Source organism: Streptomyces sp. NPDC127084 (assembly GCF_042724175.1).
Classification (GTDB): Bacteria; Actinomycetota; Actinomycetes; order Streptomycetales; family Streptomycetaceae; genus Streptomyces.
Genome location: NZ_JBHXFA010000006.1, coordinates 1 through 26,882, shown reverse-complemented (window position 1 = coordinate 26,882; position 26,882 = coordinate 1). Strand labels below are relative to the sequence as shown.

The window sequence follows — 26,882 nt, the reverse complement described above, 5'->3', positions numbered from 1 at the left end:
CACCTGGGCATGGGCGACGAGCCGGCCGCCCTCGAAGGCCAGCCAGGAGTCCTTGGCCGTGGCGGCCCCGGGGGGGGCGGGGCGGGGGTGCCCCCCCCCCCCCTCGGGTGGATCGCCGCGTTCAGTCAGGATCCGCCCACCGTCCCCGCCGCGCCAGTCGATCAACCGGTTTGGTGCGTGCGGATGAGCGGAGAGTGACGGAGTCCGGGTGTGCGGCCCCGCCTCCGGCGACTACGCGGGCGGCTCCGCGATCAGCCGGCGGCTCCGTTACGCGGGCGGCTCCGCGATCAGTGCCGTGGCGACCCGCCGGAAGCCCGCCCGGGCGTAGATCCGGGCCACGTCGCCGTCCGCGGCGGACAGGAACACCGTGGAAACGCCCCGGGCCCGTGCGTCCGCCACCAGGGCCGCCGTGACCGCGACGCCCAGTCCACGCCGGCGGGCGCTCGGCAGTGTGCCCACCCCGACGATCTCGGCGACCTCCCCGACGGGCTGGTGCCGGCCCGCGCACAGCGCCTCGCCGTCCGCAACCGCCGCCGCGACCACGGTCAGTCCCGCCCGCATACGGGCGGTGAGCTGCTCCACCGTGCCGTCGCCCGCCACGGCACGCGTCGCCTGGGTGAGCTCGTCCGCGCCCGCCTTGCCGACACCCGTGCCCGGTTCCGCGAAGGCGAGGCGGGGCACTGCCAGCGCGCTCGGCAGCACCGGGTCGCCCGGACCGACGACACGTACGGAGGCACCGTCGGGGGCCGGGGCGGACACGGTGCCGCCCATGAGGGCCATCAGCGGGTGCTCATTGACCACGAGCCCCGCCGCCTCGGCCGCGGCCCGCAGCCCGGGTGCGGTCTCGGCCATCCACTCGAAGCTCTCCGGCACCCCCAGTTCCCGCTGACGGGTACGCACCCGGTCCACATCGTCCGCGCTCGGCACGGCGGCGCTTCCCAGGGCCGGGCGTGCGTAGTACGGCCAGCCTTGCCCCTCCCTGACGAAGAGCGTCAGCGGACCGAAGTCCTCGGCTCGGGCGCCGGTTCGCGGCACCGCGTCGTAGTAGCGCTCGATCCGGTCCAGCAGCGGGGACGGTCGCGAGGTGTCGTCGTCATGATCATGGGCAGTCACGACGGGCATGGAACCACCGAACCGCCGCACCCAGCCAGTGGATTACCCACGCCGAGGCCGACCGTCGGGCGCGGCGGCGCACTTCGCCTACGGTGGCCCGCCGCGTCGCGCTCCGCACGGCGCGGCGGGTCGTATGTGCCCAGGCGCTCAGGAGTCGCCCACGCTGACCTGGAGTTCCTTGATGCCGTTCAGCCAGGCCGCGCGCAGTCGGCGCGGTTCACCCGCGAGCCGCAGTCCGGGCAGGGCGTCGGCGATGGCGCTGAAGATCATGTCGATCTCGTGGATGGCGAGGGACTTCCCCAGGCAGAAGTGCGGGCCGCCACCGCCGAAACCGAGGTGCGGGTTCGGGTCGCGGGTGATGTCGAAGACCTCGGGGTGCTCGAAGACCTCCGGGTCGTTGTTGGCCGAGGAGTAGAAGAGCCCCACCCGGTCGCCCTGCTTGATCTTCTGGCCGCCGAGTTCGGTGTCCTGTGTGGCCGTGCGCTGGAACGACACTATCGGGCTGGCCCAGCGGACGATCTCCTCGGCGGCGGTCACCGGGCGCTCCCGCTTGTAGAGCTCCCACTGCTCGGGGTGGGTGAGGAAGGCGTGCATGCCGTGGCTGATGGCGTTGCGCGTGGTCTCGTTGCCCGCGACGGCGAGCAGCAGTACGAAGAAGCCGAACTCGTCGGACGACAGGTTGCCTTGGCCCTCCGCCGCCACGAGTTGGGTGACGATGTCCTTGGCGGGGCACTGCTTGCGGTCGGCGGCCATGTTCATCGAGTAGCCGATGAGCTCCATCGCTGCCTCGGCACCGATCTCCTCGGTGATGGCGTACTCGGGATCGTCGTACGCCACCATCTTGTTGGACCAGTCGAAGATCCGGGCTCTGTCCTCCTGCGGCACACCGATGAGTTCGGCGATGGCCTGGAGGGGGAGTTCGACCGCGATGCTGTTGACGAAGTCGAAGCGGCCGTCGGCTCCCGCGTCCCGCTTGGCCTCGTCCACGATCCTGCGCGCCCGTTCACGCAGCGCCTTCTCAAGGCCGCGTATCGCACGCGGGGTGAAGCCGCGTTGGACGATCTGGCGGACCCGGGTGTGCTCGGGCGGGTCCATGTTGAGCATGATCAGCCGCTGGGCGTCTATCTGGTCGCGGTTGATGTGCTCGTTGAAGCGGATGATGGCGGTGTTCTCGGTCGAGCCGAACAACTCCGGATGCGTGGAGACGTACTTGACGTCCGCATGCCGTGTGACGGCCCAGTAGCCCTCGTCGTCGAAGCCGGTGATGCCGCGCGGCTGCGGACACCACCAGACCGGCGCGGTCTGCCGCAGTGCGGCGAACTCCGGGAAGGGGATGCGACTCTGGAGGAGGTCGGGGTCGGTGGCGTCGAACCCTTCGGGCAGCGCTGGACAGGACATGGGGCGGCTCCATGGTCTGAACGAGTTATCTGACGACCCATCAGAAGTGCTCGCAAGGTAGTAACGGGTCCGGCAACTGGCAAGGCGTGCGGGGGGAACTGTTGCGCTCGCGGGCCGACTGGGGCCGGATCGCGTGCGGGTCGGGGCTGGAGTGAGTCCGGGTGGGGCCGTGCAAGACCCTTGCGTACCAGGGGTAAGTCTCACGACACTGAACGGAGAACTAGAACGCGTACTAGTTCTTCGCTGTGCGTCAGTCGCCCTGCGGGGGCACCGGGACGACCTCCGCCGGGGCGTGAGGAGAGGACGAGCTCATGGCCGCGGAACCCGTCATCGTCGAAGCCGTGCGCACACCCATAGGCAAGCGCGGCGGCGCGCTCGCCAATCTGCACCCGGCGTATCTGCTGGGGGAGACCTACCGTGAACTGCTCGGCCGCACCGGCATCCACGCCGACTGCGTCGAGCAGATCGTCGGCGGCACCGTGACCCACGCCGGCGAGCAGTCCATGAACCCGGCCCGCAACGCCTGGCTGGCGATGGGGCTGCCGTACGAGACCGCCGCGACGACCGTGGACTGCCAGTGCGGTTCGTCGCAGCAGGCCGCGCACATGACCGCGAACATGATCGCGGCCGGTGTCATCGACATCGGCATCAGCTGCGGTGTCGAGGCCATGTCGCGCGTACCGCTGGGCAGCGGTTCCAAGCACGGCCCCGGCAAGCCCTGGCCGGACGAGTGGAACGTGGACCTGCCCAACCAGTTCGAGGCCGCCGAGCGCATCGGGCGCAACCGCGGGCTGACCCGCGAGCGGGTCGACTCGCTGGGCCTGCTGTCGCAGGAGCGGGCGGGCGTCGCCTGGGCCGAGGAGCGGTTCAAGCGCGAGACCTTCGCGGTCCAGGTGCCCACGACCGAGGAGGAACAGGCCGCCGGGCAGGGGATGTGGCGGCTCGTGGACCGCGACGAGGGGCTGCGGGACACCTCGATGGAGGCGCTGGCCGGGTTGAAGCCGGTGATGCCCACCGCGATCCACACGGCGGGCAACTCGTCGCAGATCTCGGACGGAGCCGCCGCGATCATGTGGGCGTCCAAGCGGATGGCGCGGGCGCTGAAGCTGAAGCCGCGCGCGCGGATCGTCGCCCAGGCGCTGGTCGGAGCAGACCCGCACTACCACCTGGACGGGCCGATCGACGCGACCCGCGCCGTGCTCGGCAAGGCGGGGATGTCGCTCGCCGACATCGATCTCGTGGAGATCAACGAGGCGTTCGCCTCGGTCGTACTGAGCTGGGCCCAGGTCTTCGAACAGGACCTGGAGAAGGTCAACGTCAACGGTGGGGCGATCGCGCTGGGGCACCCGGTGGGGGCGACCGGCGCGCGGCTCATCACGACCGCGCTGCATGAGCTGGAGCGCAGGGGGAAGGAGTTCGCGCTGATCACGATGTGCGCGGGTGGCGCGCTGGCGACGGGGACGATCATCCAGCGGCTGTAGGTCCTGTCCGGGCGCCGGTGCCCCCGGGGGTGGAGGGCGCCCTCCGAAACGGGAACAGGGCCCCGGCGCGACGGTGGTCGTCGCTCCGGGGCCCTGCGACGTCAGTCGCGCCCTGCTCCCGTGGCCGTGCGGCCAAGTACCGGTGGCTCAGTACCAGCGGTTGGCCTGCCAGAAGTCCCAGGCGCCACAGGCGCTGCCGTAGCGCTCCTTCATGTAGTCCATACCCCACTCGATCTGGGTCTTGGGGTTGGTCTTCCAGTCGGCGCCGGCGCTGGCCATCTTGGCGCCGGGCAGGGCCTGCACCAGGCCGTAGGCGCCGGAGGAGGCGTTGGTGGCCGTGTGGTTCCAGTTGGACTCGTGCGTGACGATCTTGTCGAAGCACTGGAACTCGGCGGCGGACATCATCTGCTTGGCGACGTCCTTCGGGGTGGCGGGCGCGGCGGAAGCCGTCGTCGTCGTCCCCATCACCGCACCGGCCGCACCGAGGAGCACGGCGGTGCCGGCGACAACGGACTTGTTGCGGGCGGCGAAGCGGGTGAACAGCGAGCGAGACAAGGCGATACCTAACGTCGGGGGCATGGCGGTCGCGAAGGGGAGTGCGGCCCGTTCGAGCCTGTGTGCTGCCGGGCTTGAAGCCCTGCGGCGCCTTGCGACGAGAACAGTTGTAGCCGGGGGCCGAAGGGCGGCGCCGTGACCGGGCTCACCTACCACATACGAGTAGGAAGGGTAGGTGCGGGACTAAAGTCCCTAAGTAGACATATGGGTTTTATCCGCAGGTCATCACCCGTGTCGGCAAAAAACCCGTCCTCAGGTGATGCCTACGAAGGAAGGTAGTTTCGGGACTTTGGTCCTGTGGGCCGCCTCACCGCTGAGGCGGGTTTCCCGGGCCGTCGAATGTGACCTGGGCCTCGAAGGCGGCCCGCCGCGTCGCCCGCCGGAGCGCCTTGAGGAGCGGCCCGCCGACCGCCACCATCAGGACGGCGGTGAGCACCGCACGCCCCAGATCCCAGCCGAGCGAGGTGGCCAGGCAGTAGACCAGGAAGCGGACCAGGTTCTCGTGTACCGGGTCGCCGGGGTGGAAGGAGATGTCCGAGGCCTGACCCGTCACGATCGTCCAGCCGTACAGGTTCATGACCGTGCCGTACGCGAAGGACGCGACGAAACCGTATCCCGCCAGCATCAGCAGCTCGGCACGGCCCCGGAGCCGGGCAGCGCCCGGCAGTAGCCCCGCGCCGATCGAGAACCAGCCCATCGCGAGCATCTGGAACGGCATCCAGGGCCCCACCCCACCGGTGAGCAGGGCGGACGCGAACATCGTGACCGCCCCCAGTACGAAGCCGAAGCCAGGACCCAGCACCCTGGCGCCCAGCACCATCAGGAAGAACATGGGCTCCAGGCCCGCCGTCCCCGCCCCGAGCGGGCGCAGCGCGGCGCCCACCGCGGCGAGCACCCCGAGCATCGCCACGGCCTTCGCGTCGACCCCTCCGCCGGGCCCGTCGGAGATGGTCGCGACCACCACGCCGACCAGCAGCGGCAGCAGCAACGTGAACAGCCAGGGCGCGTCCTGGTCGTGCGCCGCCAGCCCGGAGTGGGTGTCGGCGAGCAGGGGCCAGCCGAAGGCGACCACGCCCACCGCGGTCACCAGCACGAGCGCGGCGATGGCACGCGGCCCGAGCCGCACGGCGGGTACGGGGCGGCTCGACGTCCGAGTACGGGGCGCGGTCACAGGGCGGCCCCCACCTGGGCCACGGTCAGCCAGGGCTCCGGGGCGAGCACCTTCGCCACCTGCGGCGCGAAGGCGGGCGACGACACGACCACGTCGGTGGTCGGGCCGTCTGCGACGACCTCACCGTCCGCGAGGATCACCACGCGGTCCGCGAGATCCGCCGCGAGCTCCACATCGTGGGTCGCCATGACGATGCCATGGCCTTCGGCGGCCAGCTCGCGCAGCACGGACACCAGACGGGCCTTCGCCGCGTAGTCCAGGCCGCGGGTCGGCTCGTCCAGCAGGATCAGCGGCGGCCGGGCGGTGAGGACCAGCGCGAGGGCGAGCGCCAGGCGCTGGCCCTCGGACAGATCGCGGGGGTGCGTGTCGTCCGGTACGCCGGGCAGCAGCGCGGAGACGAGCGCCCGGCAGGTCCCCGCCTCGGCACCCGCGTCAGCGTCGGCCGCCGCGCACTCGGCGCCCACGGTGTCCGCGTACAGCAGGTCCCGGGGCTCCTGCGGTACCAGCCCCACCTCGCGGATCAGCTCACGGGCGGGTGTCCGGTGCGGTACGCGGCCTCCGACGAGCAGCTCGCCCGAGGCGGGCTCGACCATCCCGACGAACGTGCCGAGCAGTGTCGACTTCCCGGCGCCGTTGCGGCCCATGAGCGCCACGGTCTCCCCGGGGCCCGCGGCGAACCGCACCTCGCGCAGTGCCTCGACCCGGCCACGGCGTACGGAGAGCCGCCGGGCGGTGACGAGGGACGCGGAGGTGCCTCCGGCATCCTTCTCGGCAGGGGTGGAGGTGGAGTTGCGCAGCCGGGCGAGCACGCCCCGCAGCCCGGAGGCTTTCGGTCGCCCGGCGACTGACTCAGCGGCAGCGGCGTGTGCTTCGGCGCCGGCTTCGGCTTCGGCCGGTGGACTGGGAGCGACCCGGGCAGGCGCCTTCCCGTCCAGCCGTTCCCGCAGCCCTCCCGCCTCTCCCGCACGCCGCCGGGCGTCCCGTACGGAAAGAGGAAGGGGTTCCCAGCCCGCCAGCCGTCCCAGCGCCACCACCGGCGGGTGCACGGCCGAGTGCGCCATCACCTCGGCGGGCAAGCCGGTGACCGGGGCCGCACCGGGCCCGGGCAGCAGTACGACCCGGTCGGCGTACTGCACCACCCGCTCCAGCCGGTGCTCGGCCATCAGCACGGTCGTCCCGAGGTCGTGCACCAGCCGCTGGAGCACGGCCAGCACTTCTTCGGCAGCCGCCGGGTCGAGCGCCGACGTCGGCTCGTCGAGCACCAGCACCCTGGGATGCGGGGTGAGTACGGACCCGATCGCCACCCGCTGCTGCTGGCCGCCGGACAGTGTGGCGATCGGCCGGTCGCGCAGCTCGGCGAGCCCCAGCAGGTCGAGGGTCTCCTCCACCCGGCGCCGCATCACATCGGCGGGCAGACCCAGCGACTCCATCCCGTACGCCAGCTCGTCCTCGACCGTGTCGGTGACGAAGTGCGACAGCGGATCCTGACCCACGGTGCCGACGAGATCGGCCAGTTCGCGGGGCGGGTGGGTGCGGGTGTCCCGGCCGCCGACGGTGACCCGGCCGCGCAGGGTGCCGCCCGAGAAGTGCGGCACCAGCCCGGAGACCGCCCCGAGCAGTGTCGACTTGCCGACACCCGAGGGGCCGACCAGCAGGACGAGTTCGCCTTCCGGGACGGTCAGTTCGATGCGGTCGACGGTGGGCGTCTCGCGGTCGGCGTAGGTGACGGAGACGTTCTCGAAGCGGATCACGACGTCCCCTTCTTGTGAGTGGACTTCTTGCGGGCGGACGGAGGCACGGGAGCGACGAAGGCGGGCAGCAGCCCGATCAGCAGCCCGGTGGCGGGCAGCAGTGGCAGGGTGGGCGCGGTCAGCGGGACGACGCCGGGCCGCAGTGCCTCCGGCGCGTAAGCGCCCGCCCAGATCATCAGCGCCGCGACCGCCGTGCCGGACCCGGCCACCAGCCAGGCCCGTACGCCCCAGCGGTCGGGGCGGTAGCGGGTACGGACCTGGCGCCTGCCGCCGAGCCGCAACCCGGCGGTGGCGACGATGATCCCGCCCAGCAGCACCGGCAGCCCGTATCCGGCGCCCTCGGCGGCGAGCAGCCCGTACGAGCCCGCGCACACCCCGAGCAGTCCGCCCAGCGTGAGCACGGTGGTGGTGTGCTGAACGGCACGCGGCACGGCGGCCCGCCGCCCGTAGCCACGCGCGTCCATCGACGCCGCCACCGCCACGGAACGCTCCAGCGCGCCCTCCAGCACCGGCAGCCCGATCTGGAGCAGCGCCTTGGCGCCCCCGGCGCTGCGGCCCCGCAGTCTGCGCGCGGTACGCAGCCGGACCACGTCCGCGACCATGTTCGGGGCGAACGTCATCGCGACGACGACGGCGACCCCGGCCTCGTACAGTGCCGCGGGCAGCGACTTCAGGAGCCGGGCCGGGCTGGCGAGCGCGTTGGCAGCGCCGACGCAGATCAGCAGCGTGGCCATCTTCGCCCCCTCATAGAACGAGAACACGAGCTGCTCCAGCGTCACCCGCCCCCCGAGCCGGAAGCCCCGCGCCCAGTCGGGCAGCGGCACTTCGGGCAGGGTCACCAGGACATGCGCCCCGGGGATCGGCGAGCCGAGGAGGGCGGAGAAGACCAGCCGGATGGCGATGACGAACAGCCCGAGCTTGACGAAGGCGCCGTAGGAGCGTGCCCAGGGCGCGTCGGTCCGCCGCGCGGCCACCACATATCCGGCGACGCCGACCAGCAGACCGAGCAGCAGCGGGTTGGTGGTGCGGGACGCGGCGGTGGCGAGCCCCAGCGCCCACAGCCACCAGGCCCCGGCGTGCAGCGCGTTGCTCCGGTTGGCCTCGGGCGCACGCCAGCCGCCTCCGGGCAGCCGGACCTGCCGGGGCCTGGGAACGCCGAACCGGGGGGGCCCCCGGGGGGGGGCGGGGGGGGGGCCCCGGGTGGCGGGGGGGGTGACATATAAGCGCGGGGGGGGGGGGGCGGGGCGCTCGCCCGCGCGGGGGGCCGCTCCCCCCCCCGCGCGCGCTCGGCCGCCCCCCCCCCGGGGGGCGTCGCCCGGTGTGCCGGGGGTCGTCACATTCATCCGCGTCGGCGGCGTGCCTGCCAGAGCGCCGCTCCGCCGAGCGCGAGTACCGCGGCGGCGCCGCCGTTGAGGCCGACCGACGGGCCTTCCCCGCCGTCCCGCGAGGCGGCGGGATTCGCCGTCCCGGGCTTCGGGGACGCCGCGGGAGCGGTGTCATCGGCCGAGACCTGGTCACCGCAGCCCGATCGCGGGTAGCCCGATATACCGCAGAGCAGCGCCGCGCTGTCGTAGCGCAGCGGCTTGGCCACGGCGGCGAGTGCCTCCGCGCTGGTGGCGGACGTGTCGACCTGGGCGCAGGCGGTGCGGCGGTCGGGGGTCGGCGGCGTCTCGCCCTCGGGGGCGTGCTCCGGGGTGCCGAAGTCGATGACGACGCCGATCCGCTTGGTGCCGGGTCTCGCGGGCGTGGCGGCGCACAGCTCAGCGAAGTCGGGGGCGGTACGGGGCTTCGTGGCATCGGCTGAGTCCGCGCTGACCGCGAAGCGGAAACCGTTGACCTCGCCGTCGGCGGGCCGCGCGGTGGCCGGGCCCTCGGTGGCGTAGGCCCACCCGGGCCCGGACGACACCCAGAACGACCAGTACCGGTATCCGGCGGCCTGCGCGGGCGCCGTCGCGGCGATGAGCGCCGTCAGCAGGACCCCCGACACCAGCGCGACGGCTACCGCGAACCGCACCCGCACGGCTTTGCCCGGCCGCACCCGCAGGGTCTTGCCCGCCCCCGCCAAGGTCACTGCCTGTTCTTCCGGCGACCGCTGATCAGGAAGCCGGCGCCGACACCGGCCGCGAGACCGGCGCCGACGATCCACCAGATACCGGCGTTGTCACCGCCCACGGCCTCCTTCTCGTTCTCCGCGTCGGCGGCCGGGGCCGGAGCGGACGTCGCGGCGGGCGCGGGGCCGGTCGCGTTCAGCAGCTTCACCAGGTCGGTGCCGCCGAACTTGCGAGGGTCGGCGCCGTAGGCCTGCGCGGCGAGGACGAGCTGCGCGTAGGCGGCCGGGCCGCCCGCGGCGGCCCAGGCGGCCGAGTTCTTCTCCAGCCAGGTGATGGAGGCGGCGGCCTTGTCCTTGTGACCGGCAGCGGAGAGTGCCACGACCGCGTCCGCCGTGTTGCCGAAGTCCGGCTGCGGCGCAGGGTCGGCCGCGCCGGGCATCGGCGCGGAGTCGAGGTGGCCGGTCTTGGCCAGGGCCGTGGCCAGGTAGGCCGCGCCATTGCGGGCGGACTGCTCGGGCGTCGCGGGGTCGGTGCTGACGCACTTCGGGGCGGCGCCCGGCTTGGGCCCTTCGACGATCATGCCGCGGCCGAGCCCGCCGAGCACCGCCGCCGCGGTCGCGTCGCCGTTCGCGATGAGCTTGCCGGACTTGTCGGGCTGGTAGGCGAACGCCCCACCGCTCGTCTTGTCCGTGCAGGGGATCGCGAACGTCACGAGTGCGTCGTACGGCGACTTCCCCTTGGCGGACTTGATGGTGGCCGGCTGGGCGTCGGCCGCGGCGAGTGCGCCGATCACGATCGCGGTGGAGTTGGCGTCGGACGGGAAGCCGGGGTTGTAGCCCCAGCCGCCGTCCTCGTTCTGCACGGACTTCAGCCACTCGACGCCCTTGCCGACCTGCTGCTCGTGCTCGCCGAGCGCCGTCAGCGCCTGGAGCGCGGCGGCGGTCGCGTTGCTGTCGAGCACCGTCTTGGCGTCGCAGGGCTTGGCGGCGTCGGCCCGGTACGAGGCGAAGCCGCCGTCCGCGCACTGCTGACCGGTCAGCCAGGAGACCGCCTTGTCCGACGGGACCGTCTTCACCGCGTCCTGCGCGAGGAACGCCAGCGACTGCCGCCATACGCCGTCGTAGGTCGGGTCCGCCGTGCCGTACAGCCCCTCGGGAAGCGCGGGGGAAGGGGAGGGGGACGGCGCGGCGACGGCGGCGGGGGCACCGGCGATGGCGCCGCAGAACACGGCGGAAACGGCGGCGAGCGCGGCTGCGCTGCGGCGGACGGTCATGGCTGGACGGTGCCTCTCCTGTGGGGAGCCGGGCACGGGCGCACGACGGCGCCGGGCTCCGGCCCCGTATTCCTCGACGGTGCCGCTGCCGACGGATACGAGGCCGACGGCAGGAGCCGGTCATGTCCCGGTACGAGGCATTCCGGCTCACCGCTACCTGAGCGATTGACGGTTGCGGGTCAGCGCCGGATTCGCACCGGCTTCCCCTCGTACGGGTGTGATGACAACGGCCTCACTCTACCGGCCCACAACCGTCCGGCCCCCGGGAGGCCGCAGGGGCGTGGGTCACAGGGGCGCGGGTCACAGTCAGAGCGCCAGCACCGGCCGGGTGGAGAACTCCTCGTGGAGATCCTCGCCGTCCTCGCCGTACACGAACTCGGCCATGGCGGGGTTGCGGTTGGCGGTGGCCAGGGGCAGCCATGCCAGCACGAGGCCGTAGCCGCCGCACACCGACTCGCCGCCGTCTCCGCCGTGGATCGCGGTGGTGTCGCTCGCCAGCTCCGCGCGGTAGGTGTCGTAGGCGATGCGCAACCCGAAGGCGTTCAGCCGGTGATGCGGGCCGGTGCGGTCCCCGTAGGGGATGCGGTCGAGTGGGCACTCGTTTCCCCAGCGGAACAGGGTGCTCGCCCCGGCACCGCAAGCGTGCTCCCACTCGTCGGAACTCGGCATCCGCAGGCCGCGAGCCGCGAGAGCGACCGGCACGTCGGCGGGCGGCCCGGTCAGCTCCTCGTCCTCCACAGCCATGAGGACGGTGGCCAGCACGGCACGGCGGCAGGGGCTGAGCACCTGAGCGAGGTGGTTGCGCAGATCCGGTCCGTAGCCGAAGCCCTGCTCCAGGCTCGTGGCGTAGTCGGCGACCTGCTCCGGGGTCGGCTGCCAACTGTCCGGATCGAAACCCAGGGACACGGGGCCGCCGGGTATCAGGGCGAATTCCTGCCCGTCCCGCTCGACGCGGACGCGGTGCAGGGGTGCGCCGAGGTGCTCCGTGGTCTCGACAAGGCTCACCCGGCCGTTCACCAGGGAGGCGGCATCCTGGGCAACGCGGCGCGCGGTCGGCAGATCGAAGGACCGCCATTGGTCGAGCGTCAGATCGGCGAGTGACATGGAGCGTATGGTGGCAGGCGCCTCTGACACGGGACCCGGCACCGTTCACCGCGGCGCTCACACCGCCACGTACGCCACCGGCTCGCTCCTCGCCACCGCCTCCGCCCGCCCCAGCTTCACCAGGCGCCGCAGATGCGATTCGGCCTCCGACACGGCGATGTTGCGCGAACCGTAGGGGATCAGGTCCCAGGGGCGGTTCCACTCCATCCGCTCGGCGAGCTGCCAGGGCGTGAGCGGTGTGGCCAGCAGGGCGAGCAGCCCGGTGAGCCGGGCCTCGTGGTGGTCGAGCAGCTCCCGCACCCGCGCCGGGGCGTCTGTGAAGGCGTGCTGGTGTGCCGGGAGGACCTCGGCGACACCGAGGCGGCCGACGCGTTCCAGGGAGTCCAGGTAGTCGCCGAGCGGATCGGTCACGGTGGCGTCGTCCGGGTCCTCGTACAGGCCGATGTGCGGGGAGATCCCGGGCAGCAGATGGTCGCCGGAGAAGAGCCGGCCGTGGCCGGGGAGACCGGCGGGGTGCTCCTCTTCAAGATGGAGGCAGACATGGCCGGGGGTGTGGCCGGGTGTCCAGATCGCCCGCAGCCGCCGACCGGCGAGGTCGATCAGCTCGCCGGGGACGATCTCGCGGTCGGGCAGGGCGGCCCTGAGCCCGGGCAGGGTCCGCATCCGGCCCCCGGCGCGGGCGGCCCGCAGCGGCGCCAGATGCGACTCGGGGGCCCCGGCCCCGGTGAGCTTCGCGGTCATGTAGTCCAGCCACACGCCGGGGTCGGCGTCACGGGTGCGGCGTACGACGGCGGTGTCGGCCTCGTGCATCGCGATCCAGGCGCCGGACGCCTCCCGCACCTGGCCCGACAGGCCGTGGTGGTCGGGGTGGTGGTGGGTGATGACGACGCCGTGGATGTCGCCGACGGACGTCCCCAGCACGGCCAGGCCGTCCGTGAGCGCTGTCCAGGAGTTGGGGTCGTCCCAGCCGGTGTCGACGAGGACGGGCCCGCGGTCGGTGTCGACGACATGGACCAGGGTGTGGCCGAGCGGGTTGTCCGGGATGGGGACCCGGAGGGACCAGACCCCTCCGCCGTGTTCCGTCACCTGCGGCATGTGACTTCGCCCCCTCCCGTACGGCCCGTCGAGTCACTGTACCGAAAACTGACGAGCTATCAGATCCCGTGGATGAGACCGGGCAGCGCGCGCATGTCGTGGAACACGACCGTGTCCGCGCCCGCGAGCCGGTCCGCCGGTGTCAGTCCGCCGGCATACCCGAACGCCCGCATCCCCGCCGCGCGGGCGGCCTCCACGCCCGGCCGGCTGTCCTCGACCACCGCGCACGCCGCCGGGTCCACTCCCATCCGCTCCGCCGCGTACAGGAACAGGTCCGGTGCCGGCTTCCCGCGCGCGACCTCGGTGGCGCTGAAGATGCGGCCCGCGAAACGCTCGTAAAGACCGGTGCGGCCGAGAGTGTGGCGCATCTTCTCGTGCGAGCCGCTGGAGGCGACACAGGTCGGCAGGCCGATCGCGTCCAGTGCCTCGGGCAGTCCGTCGACGGGCAGCAGCCCGGCGTCGACCTCCTCGGCGTGCGTTAGCTCGAACCGCTTGTGCCAGACCGACGCCGTCTCCTCGCCGAGCCGTTCGGCGATCTGCTCCCGGATGGCGGCGTGCGAGCGTCCGATGAACCGCCGCACCACCTCGTCCTCGCTGAGCGGCCAGCCCAACTCGGCTCCCAGGGCGACCTGTACGCGGGCGGCGATGCGTTCGCTGTCGACCAGCACACCGTCGCAGTCGAATATCACCAGTTCGATCGACTTGATCATCCCGCGAGGTTAGGCGGCAGCCTGGCCTCCTACAACTAGAACTGGTATCAGTTTCTGAAACAGCGTCAAAGGTGCACAGCGGCAACGCGGGAGGCGGCGTCATGACCGAGCTGGTCGAGCACGGAAAGCTGTTCATCGGCGGGGAGTTGGTCGATCCACTCGGTACCGGCTCCATCGAGGTGGTCTCCCCGCACACCGAGCAGGTCATCGGACGCGTCCCGCACGCCTCCGAGGCCGATGTGGACCGGGCCGTCGCCGCCGCGCGCCGCGCCTTCGACGAGGGACCCTGGCCGCGTACGACGCTCGACGAGCGGATCGCGGTGGTGGGCAGGATCAAGGACGCCTTCGCCGTGCGCCACGAGGAGATCGCCCGCTCGATCAGCTCGCAGAACGGCTCCCCTTACTCCTGGAGCGTCCTCGCCCAGGCGCTCGGCGCGATGATGGTGTGGGACGCGGCCATCGCCGTCGCCCGCGACTTCACCTACGAGGAGCGCCGCGGCGGTGTGCTCGGACCGATCCTCGTACGCCGTGAGCCGGTCGGTGTCGTCGCCGCCATCGTGCCCTGGAACGTCCCGCAGTTCGTGGCCGCCGCCAAGCTGGCGCCGGCGCTGCTCTCCGGCTGCACCGTGGTGCTGAAGCCGTCCCCGGAGTCCCCGCTGGACGCGTACATCCTCGCCGACATCCTCCGCGAGGCCGGGCTGCCGGAGGGCGTGGTCTCGATCCTGCCCGCCGACCGCGAGGTCAGCGAGTACCTCGTCGGGCATCCGGGTGTCGACAAGGTCTCGTTCACCGGCTCGGTAGCGGCCGGAAAGCGGGTGATGGAGGTCGCGGCCCGCAATCTCAGCCGCGTCACCCTGGAGTTGGGCGGCAAGTCGGCGGCCGTCATCCTGCCGGACGCCGACCTGGAGACCGCGGTGCAGGGCATCGTGCCCGCCGCCTGGATGAACAACGGCCAGGCGTGTGTCGCCCAGACCCGCATCCTCGTCCCGCACACGCGCTACGACGAGATCGCCGACGCCTTCGCCACCGCGGCCGGCGCACTCGTGGTCGGCGACCCGCTGGATCCGGCGACCCAGGTCGGCCCGCTGGTGGCCGAACGCCAGCAGCGGCGCTCGCTCGACTACATCAGGATCGGCCAGGAGGAGGGCGCCAAGATCCTCACCGGCGGCGGGCGCCCGTCCGGACTCGACCGCGGCTGGTACGTCGAGCCCACCCTCTTCGGCGGCGTCGACAACTCCATGCGGATCGCCCGCGAGGAGATCTTCGGCCCGGTGATCTGCCTGCTGCCGTACGGGGACGAGGCCGAGGCCGCCGCCATCGCCAACGACTCCGACTACGGTCTCAGCGGCAGCGTGTGGACGGCGGACGTCGAGCACGGCATCGACTTCGCACGCCGGATCAGGACGGGCACGTACAACGTCAACACCTTCAGCCTGGACATGCTCGGCCCGTTCGGCGGCTACAAGAACTCCGGACTCGGGCGCGAGTTCGGCCCTGAGGGCTTCGGCTCCTACCTGGAGCACAAGATGATCCACCTGCCCGCCTCGTACGGGGGCGAGGGGTGATGGGCGACCGCTGGCACGTCGAGGTCGACCGGGGCGTGTGCATCGGCTCGGCTATGTGCCTGAGCCACGCCCCGGGCGGCTTCCGGCTGGACTCCGCCCGCCAGTCCCACCCGTCGGAGCCGGACACGGACGCGAACGAGAAGATCCTCGCGGCGGCGGAGGGGTGCCCGGTGGAGGCGATCCTGATCACCCTGCCGGACACGGGGGAGCCCGTGTTCCCCCCGGAGGAGTAGTCCCTGCCGCACCCTCAGAAGTGGATCGGCGCCCCGGCGAAGGCCGCGTAGAACCAGACGACGCCGAAGATCCACTGGCCGACGGTGCCGATCAGCGCACCCGCGGCCATGGAGACACCGGTGCGGCGATCAAGGATCGCGGCACTTGTCCAGCCGCACACGGCGCCGGCCACGGGCATACCCAGGCCCTGCAGCGCGGTGTGTGCCAGCGCCTTCTTCGCCTCGCGGTCGGCCTGGCTCGCGGTCGGGTGCTGGAGCGCGTCGGCTGCGGCATGCCATAGCGCGATCAGGGCGGGCAGTAGCAGGACGGTCGTCACCCCGAGGAGGGTGACGACCGTGCGGCGCGATCGCCGGGCCGTGTGCGCGGGAGTGTCCGTCATGCGGGCATCCTCCGGGGGCGCGGGGGCGCACCTCCATCCGCACGCGTACTCATCAGCCGGCCTGCCGGATGGGTTCACGGTGCGGCGCACCCAGCCGCGGTGTCCGGAGTCCCGTCATCGAACGCCGGACGGGCTTGGGCGCACGGGGCCGCGTCCCTCGTGTCACCCCTGGCCCGGCCGGACCGAGGTCACGTCGATCAGCCGGCACACCGTCTCGATGTCGATCTTGACCTGGGCGATCGACGCCCGCCCCGACAGCCATGTGATCAACGCCGAGTGCCAGGTGTGCTCGATCACCCGGACGGCCGAGAGCTGTTCCGCCGTCGGATCGTCGAGCCCCATCGCGTCCAGGATGATCGCCGTCGTCTGCCGCGACACCGTGTCCACCTCGGGACTCACGCTCCGGTCGGCGAACGTGAGAGCGCGCACCATCGCGTCCGCGAGGTGCGGCTCCCGCTGGAGGGCGCGGAAGGCCCGCATCAGGGTCTCCGCCACTCGTTCGGCGGCACTCGCCCCCACCGGTGGGCGTTTGCGCAGCGTGGTGTGCAGGTGCTGGAGCTGGTCCTGCATGGTGGCGACCAGCAGGTGCACCTTCGAGGGGAAGTAGCGGTACAGCGTGCCGAGCGCGACCCCCGCCGCCTCGGCGACCTCGCGCATCTGTACGGCGTCGAAACCGCCCTGGCTGGCCAGCTGCGCGCTGGCGTGCAGGATGCGGCGGCGGCGGGCCTCCTGGCGTTCGGTCAGGGGCGGGGCCGATGGTGCTGTCGCTGCTGCTGCCCTGGCTTCCGCGATCATCTGTGCGCGTATCTCCCGTCCCCCGTGAGCTCCGGGTGGCCCGGCCTGCTCCAGAGCATGCCAGCGCCGTCACCCGTGGCGCGAATCACCTGTTCCAGGCCTTACAGCAGGGCTACCTGCCGGTAGATTCGATGCTCCTTGAACGATCAAGAACGATCAAGTCTGTAACTTGTTCTAGATTAGCGCGAGCGGTTACGCTCCGGCAGAAGCGCAGTCCGGCAAAGGGGCAGTAAGAAGGGGGCCGTGAGTGACCGCTGAGGCCATAGCTGCCGGGCCCCGTCCAGGCGCTGCCGGTGCCACCGGCGCCGGTCCCGATGCCGGGAGTTCCGGCGACCGCCCGCTGCGCATCGCCCTCCTCACGTACAAGGGCAACCCGTTCTGCGGCGGCCAGGGTGTGTACGTACGCCACCTCTCCCGCGAGCTCACCCGCCTCGGGCACTCCGTGGAAGTGATCGGCGCGCAGCCCTACCCCGTGGTCGACGAAGACGAAGGCGTGCTCCTCACCGAGCTGCCCAGCCTCGATCTGTACCGCCAGCCCGACCCGTTCCGCACGCCGGGCCGCGGGGAGTACCGGGACTGGATCGACCACCTCGAAGTGGCCACCATGTGGACCGGCGGCTTCCCTGAGCCGCTGACCTTCTCGCTGCGCGCACGGCGCCTGCTCGCCGCCCGCCGAGGGGACTTCGACGTCGTCCACGACAACCAGACCCTCGGCTACGGGCTGCTCGGCGACCTCGGCGCACCCCTCGTCACCACGATCCACCACCCGATCACCGTCGACCGGCAGCTCGAACTCGACGCGGCGCCCACCTGGCGGCGCCGTGCCTCCGTCCGCCGCTGGTACGGCTTCACGCGGATGCAGAAGCGGGTCGCCCGCAAACTGCCCTCCGTGCTCACCGTGTCCGGCAGCTCCCGGCAGGAGATCATCGACCACCTCGGAGTGCGCCCGGAGCGGCTGCGGGTCGTGCATGTGGGCGCCGACACGGACCTGTTCTCGCCCGACCCCGCGGTCGCCGAGGTCCCCGGGCGGATCGTCACCACCTCCAGCGCCGACGTACCCCTCAAGGGGCTCGTCTTCCTGGTCGAGGCCCTCGCCAAGCTGCGCGCCGAGCAGCCGGACGCGCATCTGGTCGTCGTCGGCAAGCGCGCCGAGGACGGCCCGGTGGCCCGGATGATCGAGCGGCACGGACTGGGGGACGCGGTCCGCTTCGTCAAGGGCATCTCGGACGAGGAGCTCGTGGACCTGGTGCGCGGGGCGCAGGTCGCCTGTGTGCCGTCGCTGTACGAGGGCTTCTCGCTGCCCGCCGCCGAGGCCATGGCCACCGGCACCCCGCTCGTCGCCACGACGGGCGGGGCGATCCCGGAGGTCGCGGGCCCGGACGGCGAGAGCTGCCTGGCGGTGCCGCCCGGTGACGCGGACGCGCTCGCCACCGCACTCGGCAGGCTCCTCGGTGACGCGGAGCTGCGCCGCCGGATCGGAGCCGCCGGACGCGAACGAGTGCTGGCCCGCTTCACCTGGGCGCGCGCCGCGGAGGGCACGGCGGAGCTGTACCGCGAGGCCATCGAGGCACAACAGGCTCAGCAGGGACGGCAGGCGAACGCCGCCCCCGTCGCGGCCACCGGGAGCGCTCGGTGACCCTCTCGGGCCTCCCACGCGACACCGCTACAGCGAACCGCGTCACAGCAAGCCACGCCCCACGCCGGGGCGTCGTCATCCATCCGGAAGGGCAGACTCCGTGCTGACCGTCGACTTCTCCCGCTTCCCGCTCGCCCCGGGCGACCGCGTGCTCGACCTGGGCTGCGGGGCCGGGCGGCACGCCTTCGAGTGCTACCGGCGCGGCGCGCAGGTCGTCGCACTCGACCAGAACGGCGAGGAGATCCGCGAGGTCGCCAAGTGGTTCGCGGCGATGAAGGAAGCCGGCGAGGCCCCGACCGGCGCCACCGCCACCGCGATGGAGGGCGACGCGCTCAACCTCCCCTTCCCTGACGCCTCGTTCGACGTGGTGATCATCTCCGAGGTCATGGAGCACATCCACGACGACAAGGGCGTGCTCGCCGAGATGGTCCGGGTGCTCAGGCCGGGCGGCCGGATCGCCGTCACCGTCCCCCGGTACGGCCCCGAGAAGATCTGCTGGGCGCTCTCGGACGCGTACCACGAGGTCGAGGGCGGCCATATCCGCATCTACAAGGCGGAAGAGCTGATCGGGAGGATCCGCGAGGCCGGGCTCAAGCCGTACGGCACCCACCACGCGCACGCGCTGCACTCTCCTTACTGGTGGCTGAAGTGCGCCTTCGGCGTGGACAACGACAAGGCGCTGCCGGTCCGCGCCTACCACAAGCTGCTGGTCTGGGACATCATGAAGAAGCCGCTGGCCACGCGGGTCGCCGAGAACGCGCTCAACCCGCTGATCGGCAAGAGCTTCGTGGTGTACGCGACCAAGCCGCACACCCCCGCCGCCGCGGTGGCCCCCACCTCCGCGGCGGCCGCCCAGTGACCTCGCCGGGAAGGACCGAACACCTCGTCCTGCCCGGCGTCCTCACGGCCGCCGAGGCCGCCGAGACCGTCGCCGGCATCCGCGCGGTCCAACGTGAGGACGGGGCGATCCCGTGGTTCCGGGGACACCACCTGGACCCCTGGGACCACACCGAGGCGGCGATGGCGCTGGACGCGGCCGGTGAACACGAAGCCGCCGCCCGCGCCTACGAGTGGCTGGCCCGGCACCAACTGCCCGACGGCTCCTGGTACGCGGCGTACCACGACGGCGACGCCGACCAGCCCACCGACCGCAGCCGCGAGAGCAACTTCTGCGCGTACATCGCCGTCGGTGTCTGGCACCACTACCTGGCCACCGGCGACGACGCGTTCCTCGACCGCATGTGGCCGAGCGTCTACGCCGCCATCGAGTTCGTGCTGCGGCTCCAGCAGCCCGGCGGGCAGATCGGCTGGAAGCGCGAGCCCGTCGAAGACGGCGACACCGCCGTCCCCGACGCGCTGCTGACCGGCAACTCCTCCGTCTACCACGCGCTGCGCTGCGCCCTCGCCATCGCCGAGGAGCGCGAAGAGGCGCAGCCGGACTGGGAGTTGGCGACCGGCGCGCTGGGGCACGCGATCCGCAGCCACCCCGAGCGGTTCCTGGACAAGTCCCACTACTCGATGGACTGGTACTACCCGGTGCTCGGTGGCGCGGTGACCGGAGCCCAGGCCAAGGAGCGTGTCGAGGAACGCTGGGACGAGTTCGTGGTCCCCGGTCTCGGGGTCCGCTGCGTCCTGCCCAATCCCTGGGTGACGGGCGGCGAGAGCTGCGAACTGGCCCTCGCACTCTGGGCGATGGGCGAGTCCGACCGGGCGCTCGAGATCCTCCAGTCCATCCAGCACCTGCGCGCCGACGGCGGTATGTACTGGACGGGATACGTCTTCGAGGACAAGGCCGTGTGGCCCGAGGAGCTCACCGCCTGGACGGCCGGCTCACTGCTGCTCGCGGTGGCCGCCCTGGGGGGAGACGAGGCGACCACCGCGGTGTTCGGCGGGGACCGGCTGCCGCGCGGGCTCGACCAGGAGTGCTGCCAGGCCTAGGGGTATTGATCACGAGCGTTGTCAACGCTCGTGATCAATACACCTGGCGCGCGGCGGCATGCCGTCAGCGGCGCAGCCGTCCCGCCACGGCGTGCCCGATGAAGAGGTACACCAGCGCGGCGAGTCCGTAGCCCGCCACCACCCGTGCCCAGTCGGCGTCGAAGGTGAAGAGGTCGTACGACCAGCCGGCCAGCCACCGGGCCGTTTCCTGGAGGAACTCCACCAGGTCGTTGGTCCGGTTGGCGTCCAGCAGGTACATCAGGATCCACAGGCCGATGATGGCGGCCATGACATCGGCGACGATGGCGATGATCCTCGCCGCCTGGTGAGTGCCACTGCTCTGTCGTGGGGACATGGACTCCGGGTTGCCGTTCCTCTTTGAACCAAACCGAACCGTCCTTGGTCCGCCCCGGCCGGTGTGGCAGCTCAGCGGCGGCTGGGAAATGCGTCGTAGTGGGCGGTGTGCCCTCCTACCATCGAGGGAGTCCGGAAGCCGATGGGGTGGGGCAGTGGTGAATTGGCGCTGGGGCAGGGGCAGGAAGACGAGCCGCGCGGAGGCGGAGGCAGCGAAAGCTGAGATGACGGCACGCGAGGCGGTGCGGGCCGCGGCGCGGGAAGCCGTGGAGCAGGCCGAAGCCGTGGAGCGGGCCGACGACGAGCACATCGCCCAGGCCCCCGGCGAAGCCGAACGCCTCCGCCGCGCCGAGGCCGCCGCCAGGCGGAAGTTCACCCACTCGCTGGGGGAGCTCTCGCGGGAGTGGATCGGGGAGTGGCAGCCGTGGCTGAGCCGTTCACCGCTGGGTACCGATCTGATGGTCTGGTGGTGGTACGAGAGCGACCTGCGCCGTCTCCTCGGTGACCGTACTTACCAGGACCGCTTCGCCGCCCTGCTGGCCCAGGCCGCCCCGCGAGACTGCGCGGCCCTGTCCCTCGGCTGCACCCGCCGCACCGACCGCTCCTGCCGCGCCCCGGAAACTTGCGCCCTCGACCCCGACCTCTCCGTCCGGCGCCTTCGGAACCGCACGGGCCCTGTCCCGGGTGCCTGCGACGGCTTCGTCGACTTCCGGGCGTTCGAGCTCTTCATCGACTTCACATCCGACGACCGCCACCGCGCCGTCGTCATGCGGAACAACGAGATCGGCGGCAGACTGAGCCTCTGGGTGAACGGCGTACCGGCCGCGCACGGGCCTTCCCTGGAATGGGGAGGCTACTGGCTGGACGACCGCCACTACGTCATCCAGGCAGAGGGCCCGGAAGACCACCCGGCGCAGACCCACACCATGAGCACCCTGTGCTGCACCATCATCTCCCTGATCGTCCACGACGCCGAGCGCGCGGAGACCCAACTGCTCGAACCCGAGGCCACGGAGCTGTGGACCGATCCGCGCGTACGCCGCCACGGCGACGCCCTGCACGTGTACGCGGACGCCGAGGCGGCCGAGGCCGGGCGCCCCGACCGGGTGCTGCCCATCGTGGACCCGTGACACCCCCGGCTGGCTGTCATGGCGTACGGTCAGCCGTTCAACTCCGCCAGCACCCGCAGCGTCCGCAGGTCAGGCGACATCAGCAGCAGGTCGGTCACCGGGCCCTTGCGCCACAGTTCCAGCCGTTCCGCGATGCGTTCACGCGGGCCGACGAGCGAGATCTCGTCCGCGAAGGCGTCCGGGACGGCCAGTACCGCCTCCTCGCGGCGTCCTTCTGCGAACAGGCGCTGGATATGCCGGGCTTCGGCCTCGTAGCCCATCCGCGCCATCAGGTCGGCGTGGAAGTTGCGGGCCGCGTGCCCCATGCCGCCGATGTAGAAGCCGAGCATCGCCTTGACCGGCAGCAGTCCCTCCGCCACGTCGTCGCAGACCGTCACCCGGGCCATCGGGGCGATCACGAAGCCGGGTGGGGCCTCGTCAAGGGACGCCTGGTAGACGTCCGTCCGGGTCGGTGACCAGTACAGCGGGAGCCAGCCGTCGGCGATCCGGGTCGTCTGGGCGATGTTCTTCGGGCCCTCGGCTCCCAGTAGGACGGGGAGGTCCGCCCGCAGGGGATGGGTGATCGGCTTGAGGGCTTTGCCGAGGCCGGTGCCGTCGTCGCCGGCGTACGGGAGGGCCTGGAAGCGCCCGTCGAGCGCGACAGGGCCCTCGCGGCGCAGTACCTGGCGGATGATGTCCACGTACTCGCGCGTGGCGGTCAGGGGACTCTTCGGGAAGGGGCGGCCGTACCAGCCCTCCACCACCTGTGGACCCGACAGGCCGAGGCCCAGCAGCATCCGGCCGCCGGAGAGGTGATCGAGGGTCAGGGCGTGCATGGCGGTGGCGGTGGGGGTGCGGGCCGCCATCTGGGCGACCGCCGTGCCCAGGCGGATACGGCTGGTGTGCGCGGCGATCCAGGTCAGCGGGGTGAACGCGTCGGACCCCCAGGCTTCGGCGGTCCACACCGAGTGATAGCCGAGGCGTTCCGCTTCGCGGGCGAGTTCCAGATGGGCGGGGTTCGGGCCACGGCCCCAGTAGCCGAGTGCGAGTCCGAGCCTCATCTCTCATCCCCTTCCCCGAGTCCGTCCCTGATGGGGCGTCAGGGTATGGCAACGGCCCCCCGCCCGGAAGGGCGAGGGGTCGTCGCGAAAAGGGAAGGGCCGTCAGCCGCGCTGGATACCGGTGGTGTCCTGGAGGACGCCGCGGCGGCCGTCCTGCGTCTGAGCCACCAGCGCCTGCCCGCGCTGCTCGACCGCGAGGTACCAGGTACCCGGCGCCAGCTCGGCGATCGGGACCGGGGAACCGTCCTCCGCGTACAGCGGACGGGCCACGGGCACCGCGAACCAGAACGGGGCGAAGTCACCGGCCGGCGCCGGGGCGGCGTCCTGCTGGGGCTGCGGCTGCGCGCCCCCGTACATCTGCTGGTGCTGCGGTGACTGCTGGGCCTGTGCACCGGGGTAGCCGTAGCCACCGCCCTGGTCGGAGCCGATCGGAGCGCCCGGTCCACCCAGCCCACCCGGGCCGCCCGGGTATCCGTAGCCCGCCTGCGGCTGCGCGCCGTACGGCTGGGGGGCCGCCGGGCGCGGGGCAGGCAGCAGCGGGAGCTTGAGCGCGGGGACCAGAGGGCTCGCGACGGCGGCGCCGGCGAGGACCAGCGAGGCGATCAGGCCGAGGATGAGCGCGCCACCCGCCGAAGGGACTTCGAACATCCACATAAGGAGCTGCCAGGCCGTGGCGATCGTGAGCACGGTGCCGGCCTGGGCCAGGTCGAGGCCGGCGACCTTGCGTGGCTGCGACTGCGGCAGCAGGCGCGAGACGACGATCAGCGCGGCCCCGGCGATGCCGAGGAAAAAGGCGCCCCAGCCCAGGAAGTAGGCCGCACCCCACGCATTGGGCACGACGTCGCACGCTGTGCCGGAGCATTCGGAGGTGTTCAGAAACGAGGCGATGAACAGCAGCACCGCTGCTCCGATCACCACGCCATCGCCTCGACTGAGGGAGCGGATGTTCACGTCTAAGGTCCTTCGTCGGTTATCGCGTCTGTCGCGTCAGAGCTGAGGGCTGATGAGCTGGTAACAGAGGTGCGGTACCTCATCATAGGGTCCAACCTATAACCGGCTGCGGGGACATCAGACCCGTTTATTCCGATCAAATGACTGATCGTTGATCAAGTCGCCCTCTCATGAAGCGACTTTCATGGGGGATTCACGGAGGCTTCACTCCTCGATATGGCACAACGCGTGTCGATAACTATGCAAATTATGACTAAGTGTCACAATTTATCTAAATATGGCAGGGAAGCTGTGACTGCTTGGGAGGCATCTCGCGGCCCTCCGCCAAGTCGGCGAGCACCCTCCCAACGGGCACCAGCCGGGGCCCCGCAAGAGTCCGCCCGCTCGCAGCGCCACTCCCCAGGAGCTCGTTCATGACCGACCATCACTCTGACGTGCCGCCACCAGCCGATCACGGGACCCATCGCCTCTGGTGGGGCGGGCTGCTGCGAGCTCTGGTCGCCGGACTGGTCCTGGTGGCCGGTCTCGCGCTGCCCGTGCTCGCCCCGCATTCCGCCCGCGCCGTGCCATCGGGCACCTACGCCTATGTCGCCAACTCCAACAACGGCACCGTGTCCGCGCTGGACACGGCGACGAACACGGTTGCGGCGACGATCTCCGTCGGTTCCGCTCCGGAAGGCGTGGCGGTGTCGCCTGACGGGACCCGGGTCTATGTCACCAACGCCACCAGCAACGACGTGTCGGTGATCGACACGGCCACCGACGCGGTGGTGGCCACCGTCACTGTCGGCAGCGCGCCGAACGGGGTGGCGGTGTCGCCGGACGGCACCCGTGTCTATGTCGCCAACACCGTCAGCGGAGATGTCTCGGTGATCGACACGGCGACGAACACGGTGGTGGCGACGATCGGCGTCGGCAATGCGCCGCTCGCCGTGGCGGTGTCACCGGATGGCACCCGCCTCTACGTCACCATCGCTGCCTTCTCCAGTGTGGCGGTGATCGACACGGCGACGAACGCGGTCGTCGTCTTCGTCAATGTCGGTTCCCTCCCTCTCGGAGTGGCGGTCTCGCCGGACGGCACCCGGGTCTATGTCACCAACAACTTCGACGACAACGTGTCGGTGATCGACACGTCCACCGACACGGTGGTGGCGACGATCGGCGTCGGCGACGCACCGCTCGGAGTGACGGTGTCGCCGGACGGCACTCGTGTCTATGTCGCCAACAACGGCGACGACAACGTGTCGGTGATCGACACGTCCACCGACACGGTGGTGGCCACCGTCCCCGTCGGTTCTGCTCCGCAGGACGTGGCGGTCTCGCCGGACGGCACCCGGGTCTATGTCACCAACGAGGGCACGGACAATGTGTCGGTGATCGACACGGCGACGAACACGGTGATCGACACGGCCGCCGTCGGCGACGGCCCGCACGGGGTGGCGATCGCGGTGGTAACCGCTCAGACGGCCTCCGCGTGGACGCTGCGGAAGGCGACGGCCGGGGGGACCTTCGTCACGGGTGGTCGGGCTTCGTACACCGTCACCGCCACCAACAGCGGTGACGGGGCCACCGACGGGTCGACCGTCACGGTCACCGACACGCTTCCGGCCGGGCTGACGGCGGTGATCCTGTCCGGTACGGGCTGGACCTGTGTCGTCGACACGCTCACCTGCACCCGGAGCGATGTCCTTGACGCGGGCGGGAGTTACCCGCCGATCAGCCTCACCGTGGACATCGCCGGGACGGCGCCCAGGCAGGTGACCAACACGTCCGCGGTCTCCGGTGGCGGCGCCGCGGACCCGGCCGCGGCCACGGCGACCTTCACCGTCCAGCCGGCGACTCCCAAGCCCGCCCCGAAGCCCGCCCCGAAGCCCGCCCCGAAGCCGAAGCCGAAGCCGCCGCACCATGACCGCCCGGACTACGGGCGGGACCGCCCCGGACCTCGCCAGCGGTAGTCGCAGCACACCGACGGCTGCTCCGCGCCGCCCCCATCCGGAAGTCCGGTGGGGGCGGCAGCCTGTGTGTCGGTAAGGGTGATGGAATGGCATGAACTGTCATGCTCTGTACCGTTCCGTCGGTATTCGGTGATGCCGACGCGGTGACCGCGTTTCCGAACCAGTGGGAGGCATTTCATGACTGTCCGTCATGTGGAGGTGTGTTCCGGCAGGGAGGGCGACCGCCTGCCCCTGGCGCCCCCACCGGATCGTGAGGTACGCCGACGAGGGCCGGACGGGTTGCTGCGTACGCTGGTGGCCGGTCTCGTGCTGGTGGCCGGGCTCGCTCTGCCCGTACTGGCCCCGCAGCCCGCCCACGCCGTGCCGCCCGGGACCTACGCATACGTCCCCAACTTCGGCTCGGACGACGTGTCGGTGGTCGACACGGCCGCGAACACCGTGACCACCGCGATCCCGGTCGGCGACGGACCGCACGGTGTGGCTGTGACTCCGGATGCCAGCCGCGTCTATGTCACCAACGCCATCGGCAACGACGTGTCCGTGATCGACACGGCTACGGACAGCGTCGTCGCCACCATCCCCGTGGGCGTCACCCCGTTCGGTGCGGCCGTCTCCCCGGACGGCAGCCGCGTCTACGTGACCAACGCCAACTCCAGCAGTGTCTCGGTGATCGACACCGCGACGAACACGGTCGTCGCCACCGTCGGGGTCGGGACCGGCCCCCAGGACGTGGTCGTCTCCCCGGACGGCAGCCGCGCCTACGCGAGCAACTCGATCTCCGACACCGTCTCGGTGATCGACACGAGCACCAACTCGGTCGTGGCCACCATCGGTGTCGTCGACTTCCCCGTCGGTGAGGCCATCACCCCGGACGGCACCAGTGTCTATGTCGCGGGCGGCAACTCGGACGACGTGTCGGTGATCGACACCGCGACGAACACCGTGGTCGCCACTATTCCCGTCGGTGACTTCCCCTATGGAGTGGCGGTGTCGCCGGACGGCAGCCGTGTCTATGTCACCAACCGCGACAGCGACGACGTGTCGGTGATCGACACGGCCACGAACACGGTGGTCGCCACGATCCCCGCGGGTGACGTGCCCTTCGGCGCCGCGGTGTCGCCGGACGGCACCCGTGTCTACGTCACCAACCGCGACAGTGACAACGTGTCGGTGATCGACGCGGCGACGAACACGGTGGTGGAC

Annotated in this window: 25 protein-coding genes and 1 riboswitch; of the genes, 9 read left to right on the top strand and 16 right to left on the bottom strand. The window is 71.5% G+C overall.

Annotated features, from left to right (window positions below; all coding sequences use genetic code 11):
- Positions 1-267 precede the first annotated feature (267 nt).
- Entirely contained in the window at positions 268-1,113 is an 846-nt protein-coding gene (locus ACFWI9_RS02830; protein WP_387158607.1) for a GNAT family N-acetyltransferase, read from the bottom strand.
- A gap of 147 nt (positions 1,114-1,260) precedes the next feature.
- Positions 1,261-2,511 carry a cytochrome P450 gene (locus ACFWI9_RS02825; RefSeq protein ID WP_387158605.1) on the bottom strand — a complete coding sequence of 417 codons (1,251 nt, stop codon included), beginning with the start codon at positions 2,509-2,511 and terminating at the stop codon, positions 1,261-1,263.
- Positions 2,512-2,822: 311 nt separating this feature from the next.
- Here ACFWI9_RS02825 and ACFWI9_RS02820 point away from each other — a divergent pair, with 311 nt between their 5' ends.
- Positions 2,823-3,992, top strand: a complete 1,170-nt coding sequence (locus tag ACFWI9_RS02820; RefSeq protein ID WP_387158603.1) for a steroid 3-ketoacyl-CoA thiolase — start codon at positions 2,823-2,825, stop codon at positions 3,990-3,992.
- A 147-nt stretch (positions 3,993-4,139) separates the two neighbouring features.
- On the opposite strand, the gene ACFWI9_RS02815 is transcribed toward ACFWI9_RS02820, so the two are convergent.
- From ACFWI9_RS02815 to ACFWI9_RS02775, 9 genes are all read right to left on the bottom strand, one after another.
- Positions 4,140-4,547: a transglycosylase SLT domain-containing protein gene (locus ACFWI9_RS02815; protein ID WP_387158602.1), complete on the bottom strand. Its 408-nt coding sequence runs from the start codon at positions 4,545-4,547 to the stop codon at positions 4,140-4,142.
- A gap of 307 nt (positions 4,548-4,854) precedes the next feature.
- Positions 4,855-5,718 (bottom strand): ECF transporter S component, encoded by an 864-nt coding sequence (locus ACFWI9_RS02810; RefSeq protein WP_387158601.1) that lies wholly within the window; start codon positions 5,716-5,718, stop codon positions 4,855-4,857.
- Positions 5,715-7,469, bottom strand: coding sequence for an ABC transporter ATP-binding protein (locus tag ACFWI9_RS02805; RefSeq protein ID WP_387158599.1), 1,755 nt, complete (start codon positions 7,467-7,469; stop codon positions 5,715-5,717). Before ACFWI9_RS02805 ends, ACFWI9_RS02810 begins: the two co-directional genes overlap by 4 nt.
- On the bottom strand, positions 7,466-8,812 hold the full coding sequence (locus ACFWI9_RS02800) for an energy-coupling factor transporter transmembrane component T (RefSeq protein WP_387158598.1): 1,347 nt from the start codon (positions 8,810-8,812) through the stop codon (positions 7,466-7,468). Before ACFWI9_RS02800 ends, ACFWI9_RS02805 begins: the two co-directional genes overlap by 4 nt.
- On the bottom strand, positions 8,809-9,459 hold the full coding sequence (locus ACFWI9_RS02795; RefSeq protein ID WP_387158706.1) for an SCO2322 family protein: 651 nt from the start codon (positions 9,457-9,459) through the stop codon (positions 8,809-8,811). The genes ACFWI9_RS02800 and ACFWI9_RS02795 overlap by 4 nt, the downstream gene beginning before the upstream one ends.
- Positions 9,460-9,536: 77 nt before the next feature.
- Positions 9,537-10,793: a prenyltransferase/squalene oxidase repeat-containing protein gene (locus ACFWI9_RS02790; protein ID WP_387158596.1), complete on the bottom strand. Its 1,257-nt coding sequence runs from the start codon at positions 10,791-10,793 to the stop codon at positions 9,537-9,539.
- Positions 10,794-10,929: 136 nt separating this feature from the next.
- Positions 10,930-10,999: riboswitch (cobalamin riboswitch) on the bottom strand.
- 100 nt (positions 11,000-11,099) lie between these two features.
- Positions 11,100-11,897, bottom strand: coding sequence for a hypothetical protein (locus tag ACFWI9_RS02785; protein WP_387158595.1), 798 nt, complete (start codon positions 11,895-11,897; stop codon positions 11,100-11,102).
- A 57-nt stretch (positions 11,898-11,954) separates the two neighbouring features.
- Entirely contained in the window at positions 11,955-12,992 is a 1,038-nt protein-coding gene (locus ACFWI9_RS02780) for an MBL fold metallo-hydrolase (RefSeq protein ID WP_387158593.1), read from the bottom strand.
- Between the two features lie 59 nt (positions 12,993-13,051).
- Entirely contained in the window at positions 13,052-13,702 is a 651-nt protein-coding gene (locus ACFWI9_RS02775; RefSeq protein WP_387158591.1) for an HAD family hydrolase, read from the bottom strand.
- A 101-nt stretch (positions 13,703-13,803) separates the two neighbouring features.
- On the opposite strand from ACFWI9_RS02775, the gene ACFWI9_RS02770 reads away from it, so the two are divergent.
- Together ACFWI9_RS02770 and ACFWI9_RS02765 are read left to right on the top strand one after the other, a co-directional pair.
- Positions 13,804-15,267 carry an aldehyde dehydrogenase gene (locus ACFWI9_RS02770; protein WP_387158590.1) on the top strand — a complete coding sequence of 488 codons (1,464 nt, stop codon included), beginning with the start codon at positions 13,804-13,806 and terminating at the stop codon, positions 15,265-15,267.
- Complete coding sequence (locus tag ACFWI9_RS02765) at positions 15,267-15,500, top strand: ferredoxin (protein ID WP_387158589.1); 234 nt, start codon at positions 15,267-15,269, stop codon at positions 15,498-15,500. The genes ACFWI9_RS02770 and ACFWI9_RS02765 overlap by 1 nt, the downstream gene beginning before the upstream one ends.
- Before the next feature lie 14 nt (positions 15,501-15,514).
- On the opposite strand, the gene ACFWI9_RS02760 is transcribed toward ACFWI9_RS02765, so the two are convergent.
- Together ACFWI9_RS02760 and ACFWI9_RS02755 are read right to left on the bottom strand one after the other, a co-directional pair.
- A complete protein-coding gene (locus tag ACFWI9_RS02760) occupies positions 15,515-15,880 on the bottom strand; it encodes a hypothetical protein (RefSeq protein ID WP_387158587.1) in 366 nt (121 codons plus the stop codon).
- Positions 15,881-16,042: 162 nt separating this feature from the next.
- Positions 16,043-16,675, bottom strand: coding sequence for a TetR family transcriptional regulator (locus ACFWI9_RS02755; protein WP_387158586.1), 633 nt, complete (start codon positions 16,673-16,675; stop codon positions 16,043-16,045).
- A 247-nt stretch (positions 16,676-16,922) separates the two neighbouring features.
- Here ACFWI9_RS02755 and ACFWI9_RS02750 point away from each other — a divergent pair, with 247 nt between their 5' ends.
- The 3 genes from ACFWI9_RS02750 to ACFWI9_RS02740 all read left to right on the top strand — a co-directional run bounded on the left by ACFWI9_RS02750 (position 16,923) and on the right by ACFWI9_RS02740 (position 20,249).
- Entirely contained in the window at positions 16,923-18,311 is a 1,389-nt protein-coding gene (locus tag ACFWI9_RS02750; protein ID WP_387158585.1) for a glycosyltransferase family 4 protein, read from the top strand.
- Positions 18,312-18,411: 100 nt separating this feature from the next.
- Positions 18,412-19,170, top strand: coding sequence for a class I SAM-dependent methyltransferase (locus tag ACFWI9_RS02745; RefSeq protein WP_387158584.1), 759 nt, complete (start codon positions 18,412-18,414; stop codon positions 19,168-19,170).
- Complete coding sequence (locus ACFWI9_RS02740) at positions 19,167-20,249, top strand: prenyltransferase (protein WP_387158582.1); 1,083 nt, start codon at positions 19,167-19,169, stop codon at positions 20,247-20,249. The genes ACFWI9_RS02745 and ACFWI9_RS02740 overlap by 4 nt, the downstream gene beginning before the upstream one ends.
- A gap of 64 nt (positions 20,250-20,313) precedes the next feature.
- On the opposite strand, the gene ACFWI9_RS02735 is transcribed toward ACFWI9_RS02740, so the two are convergent.
- The gene (locus ACFWI9_RS02735) at positions 20,314-20,604 is read right to left on the bottom strand and encodes a hypothetical protein (protein WP_387158580.1); all 291 of its coding nucleotides are present in this window, start codon (positions 20,602-20,604) and stop codon (positions 20,314-20,316) included.
- Positions 20,605-20,827: 223 nt separating this feature from the next.
- Between ACFWI9_RS02735 and ACFWI9_RS02730 the strand changes: the two genes are divergently transcribed.
- Positions 20,828-21,733: a hypothetical protein gene (locus ACFWI9_RS02730; protein WP_387158579.1), complete on the top strand. Its 906-nt coding sequence runs from the start codon at positions 20,828-20,830 to the stop codon at positions 21,731-21,733.
- A gap of 29 nt (positions 21,734-21,762) precedes the next feature.
- On the opposite strand, the gene ACFWI9_RS02725 is transcribed toward ACFWI9_RS02730, so the two are convergent.
- Both ACFWI9_RS02725 and ACFWI9_RS02720 read right to left on the bottom strand, forming a co-directional pair.
- The gene (locus tag ACFWI9_RS02725; protein WP_387158577.1) at positions 21,763-22,773 is read right to left on the bottom strand and encodes an LLM class F420-dependent oxidoreductase; all 1,011 of its coding nucleotides are present in this window, start codon (positions 22,771-22,773) and stop codon (positions 21,763-21,765) included.
- Positions 22,774-22,875: 102 nt separating this feature from the next.
- Positions 22,876-23,724, bottom strand: a complete 849-nt coding sequence (locus ACFWI9_RS02720; protein ID WP_387158575.1) for a hypothetical protein — start codon at positions 23,722-23,724, stop codon at positions 22,876-22,878.
- Positions 23,725-24,137: 413 nt separating this feature from the next.
- On the opposite strand from ACFWI9_RS02720, the gene ACFWI9_RS02715 reads away from it, so the two are divergent.
- Together ACFWI9_RS02715 and ACFWI9_RS02710 are read left to right on the top strand one after the other, a co-directional pair.
- A complete protein-coding gene (locus tag ACFWI9_RS02715; RefSeq protein WP_387158574.1) occupies positions 24,138-25,679 on the top strand; it encodes a beta-propeller fold lactonase family protein in 1,542 nt (513 codons plus the stop codon).
- Between the two features lie 177 nt (positions 25,680-25,856).
- Positions 25,857-26,882: beta-propeller fold lactonase family protein (locus ACFWI9_RS02710; protein WP_387158571.1), on the top strand; the 1,026-nt coding region annotated here is incomplete at its 3' end.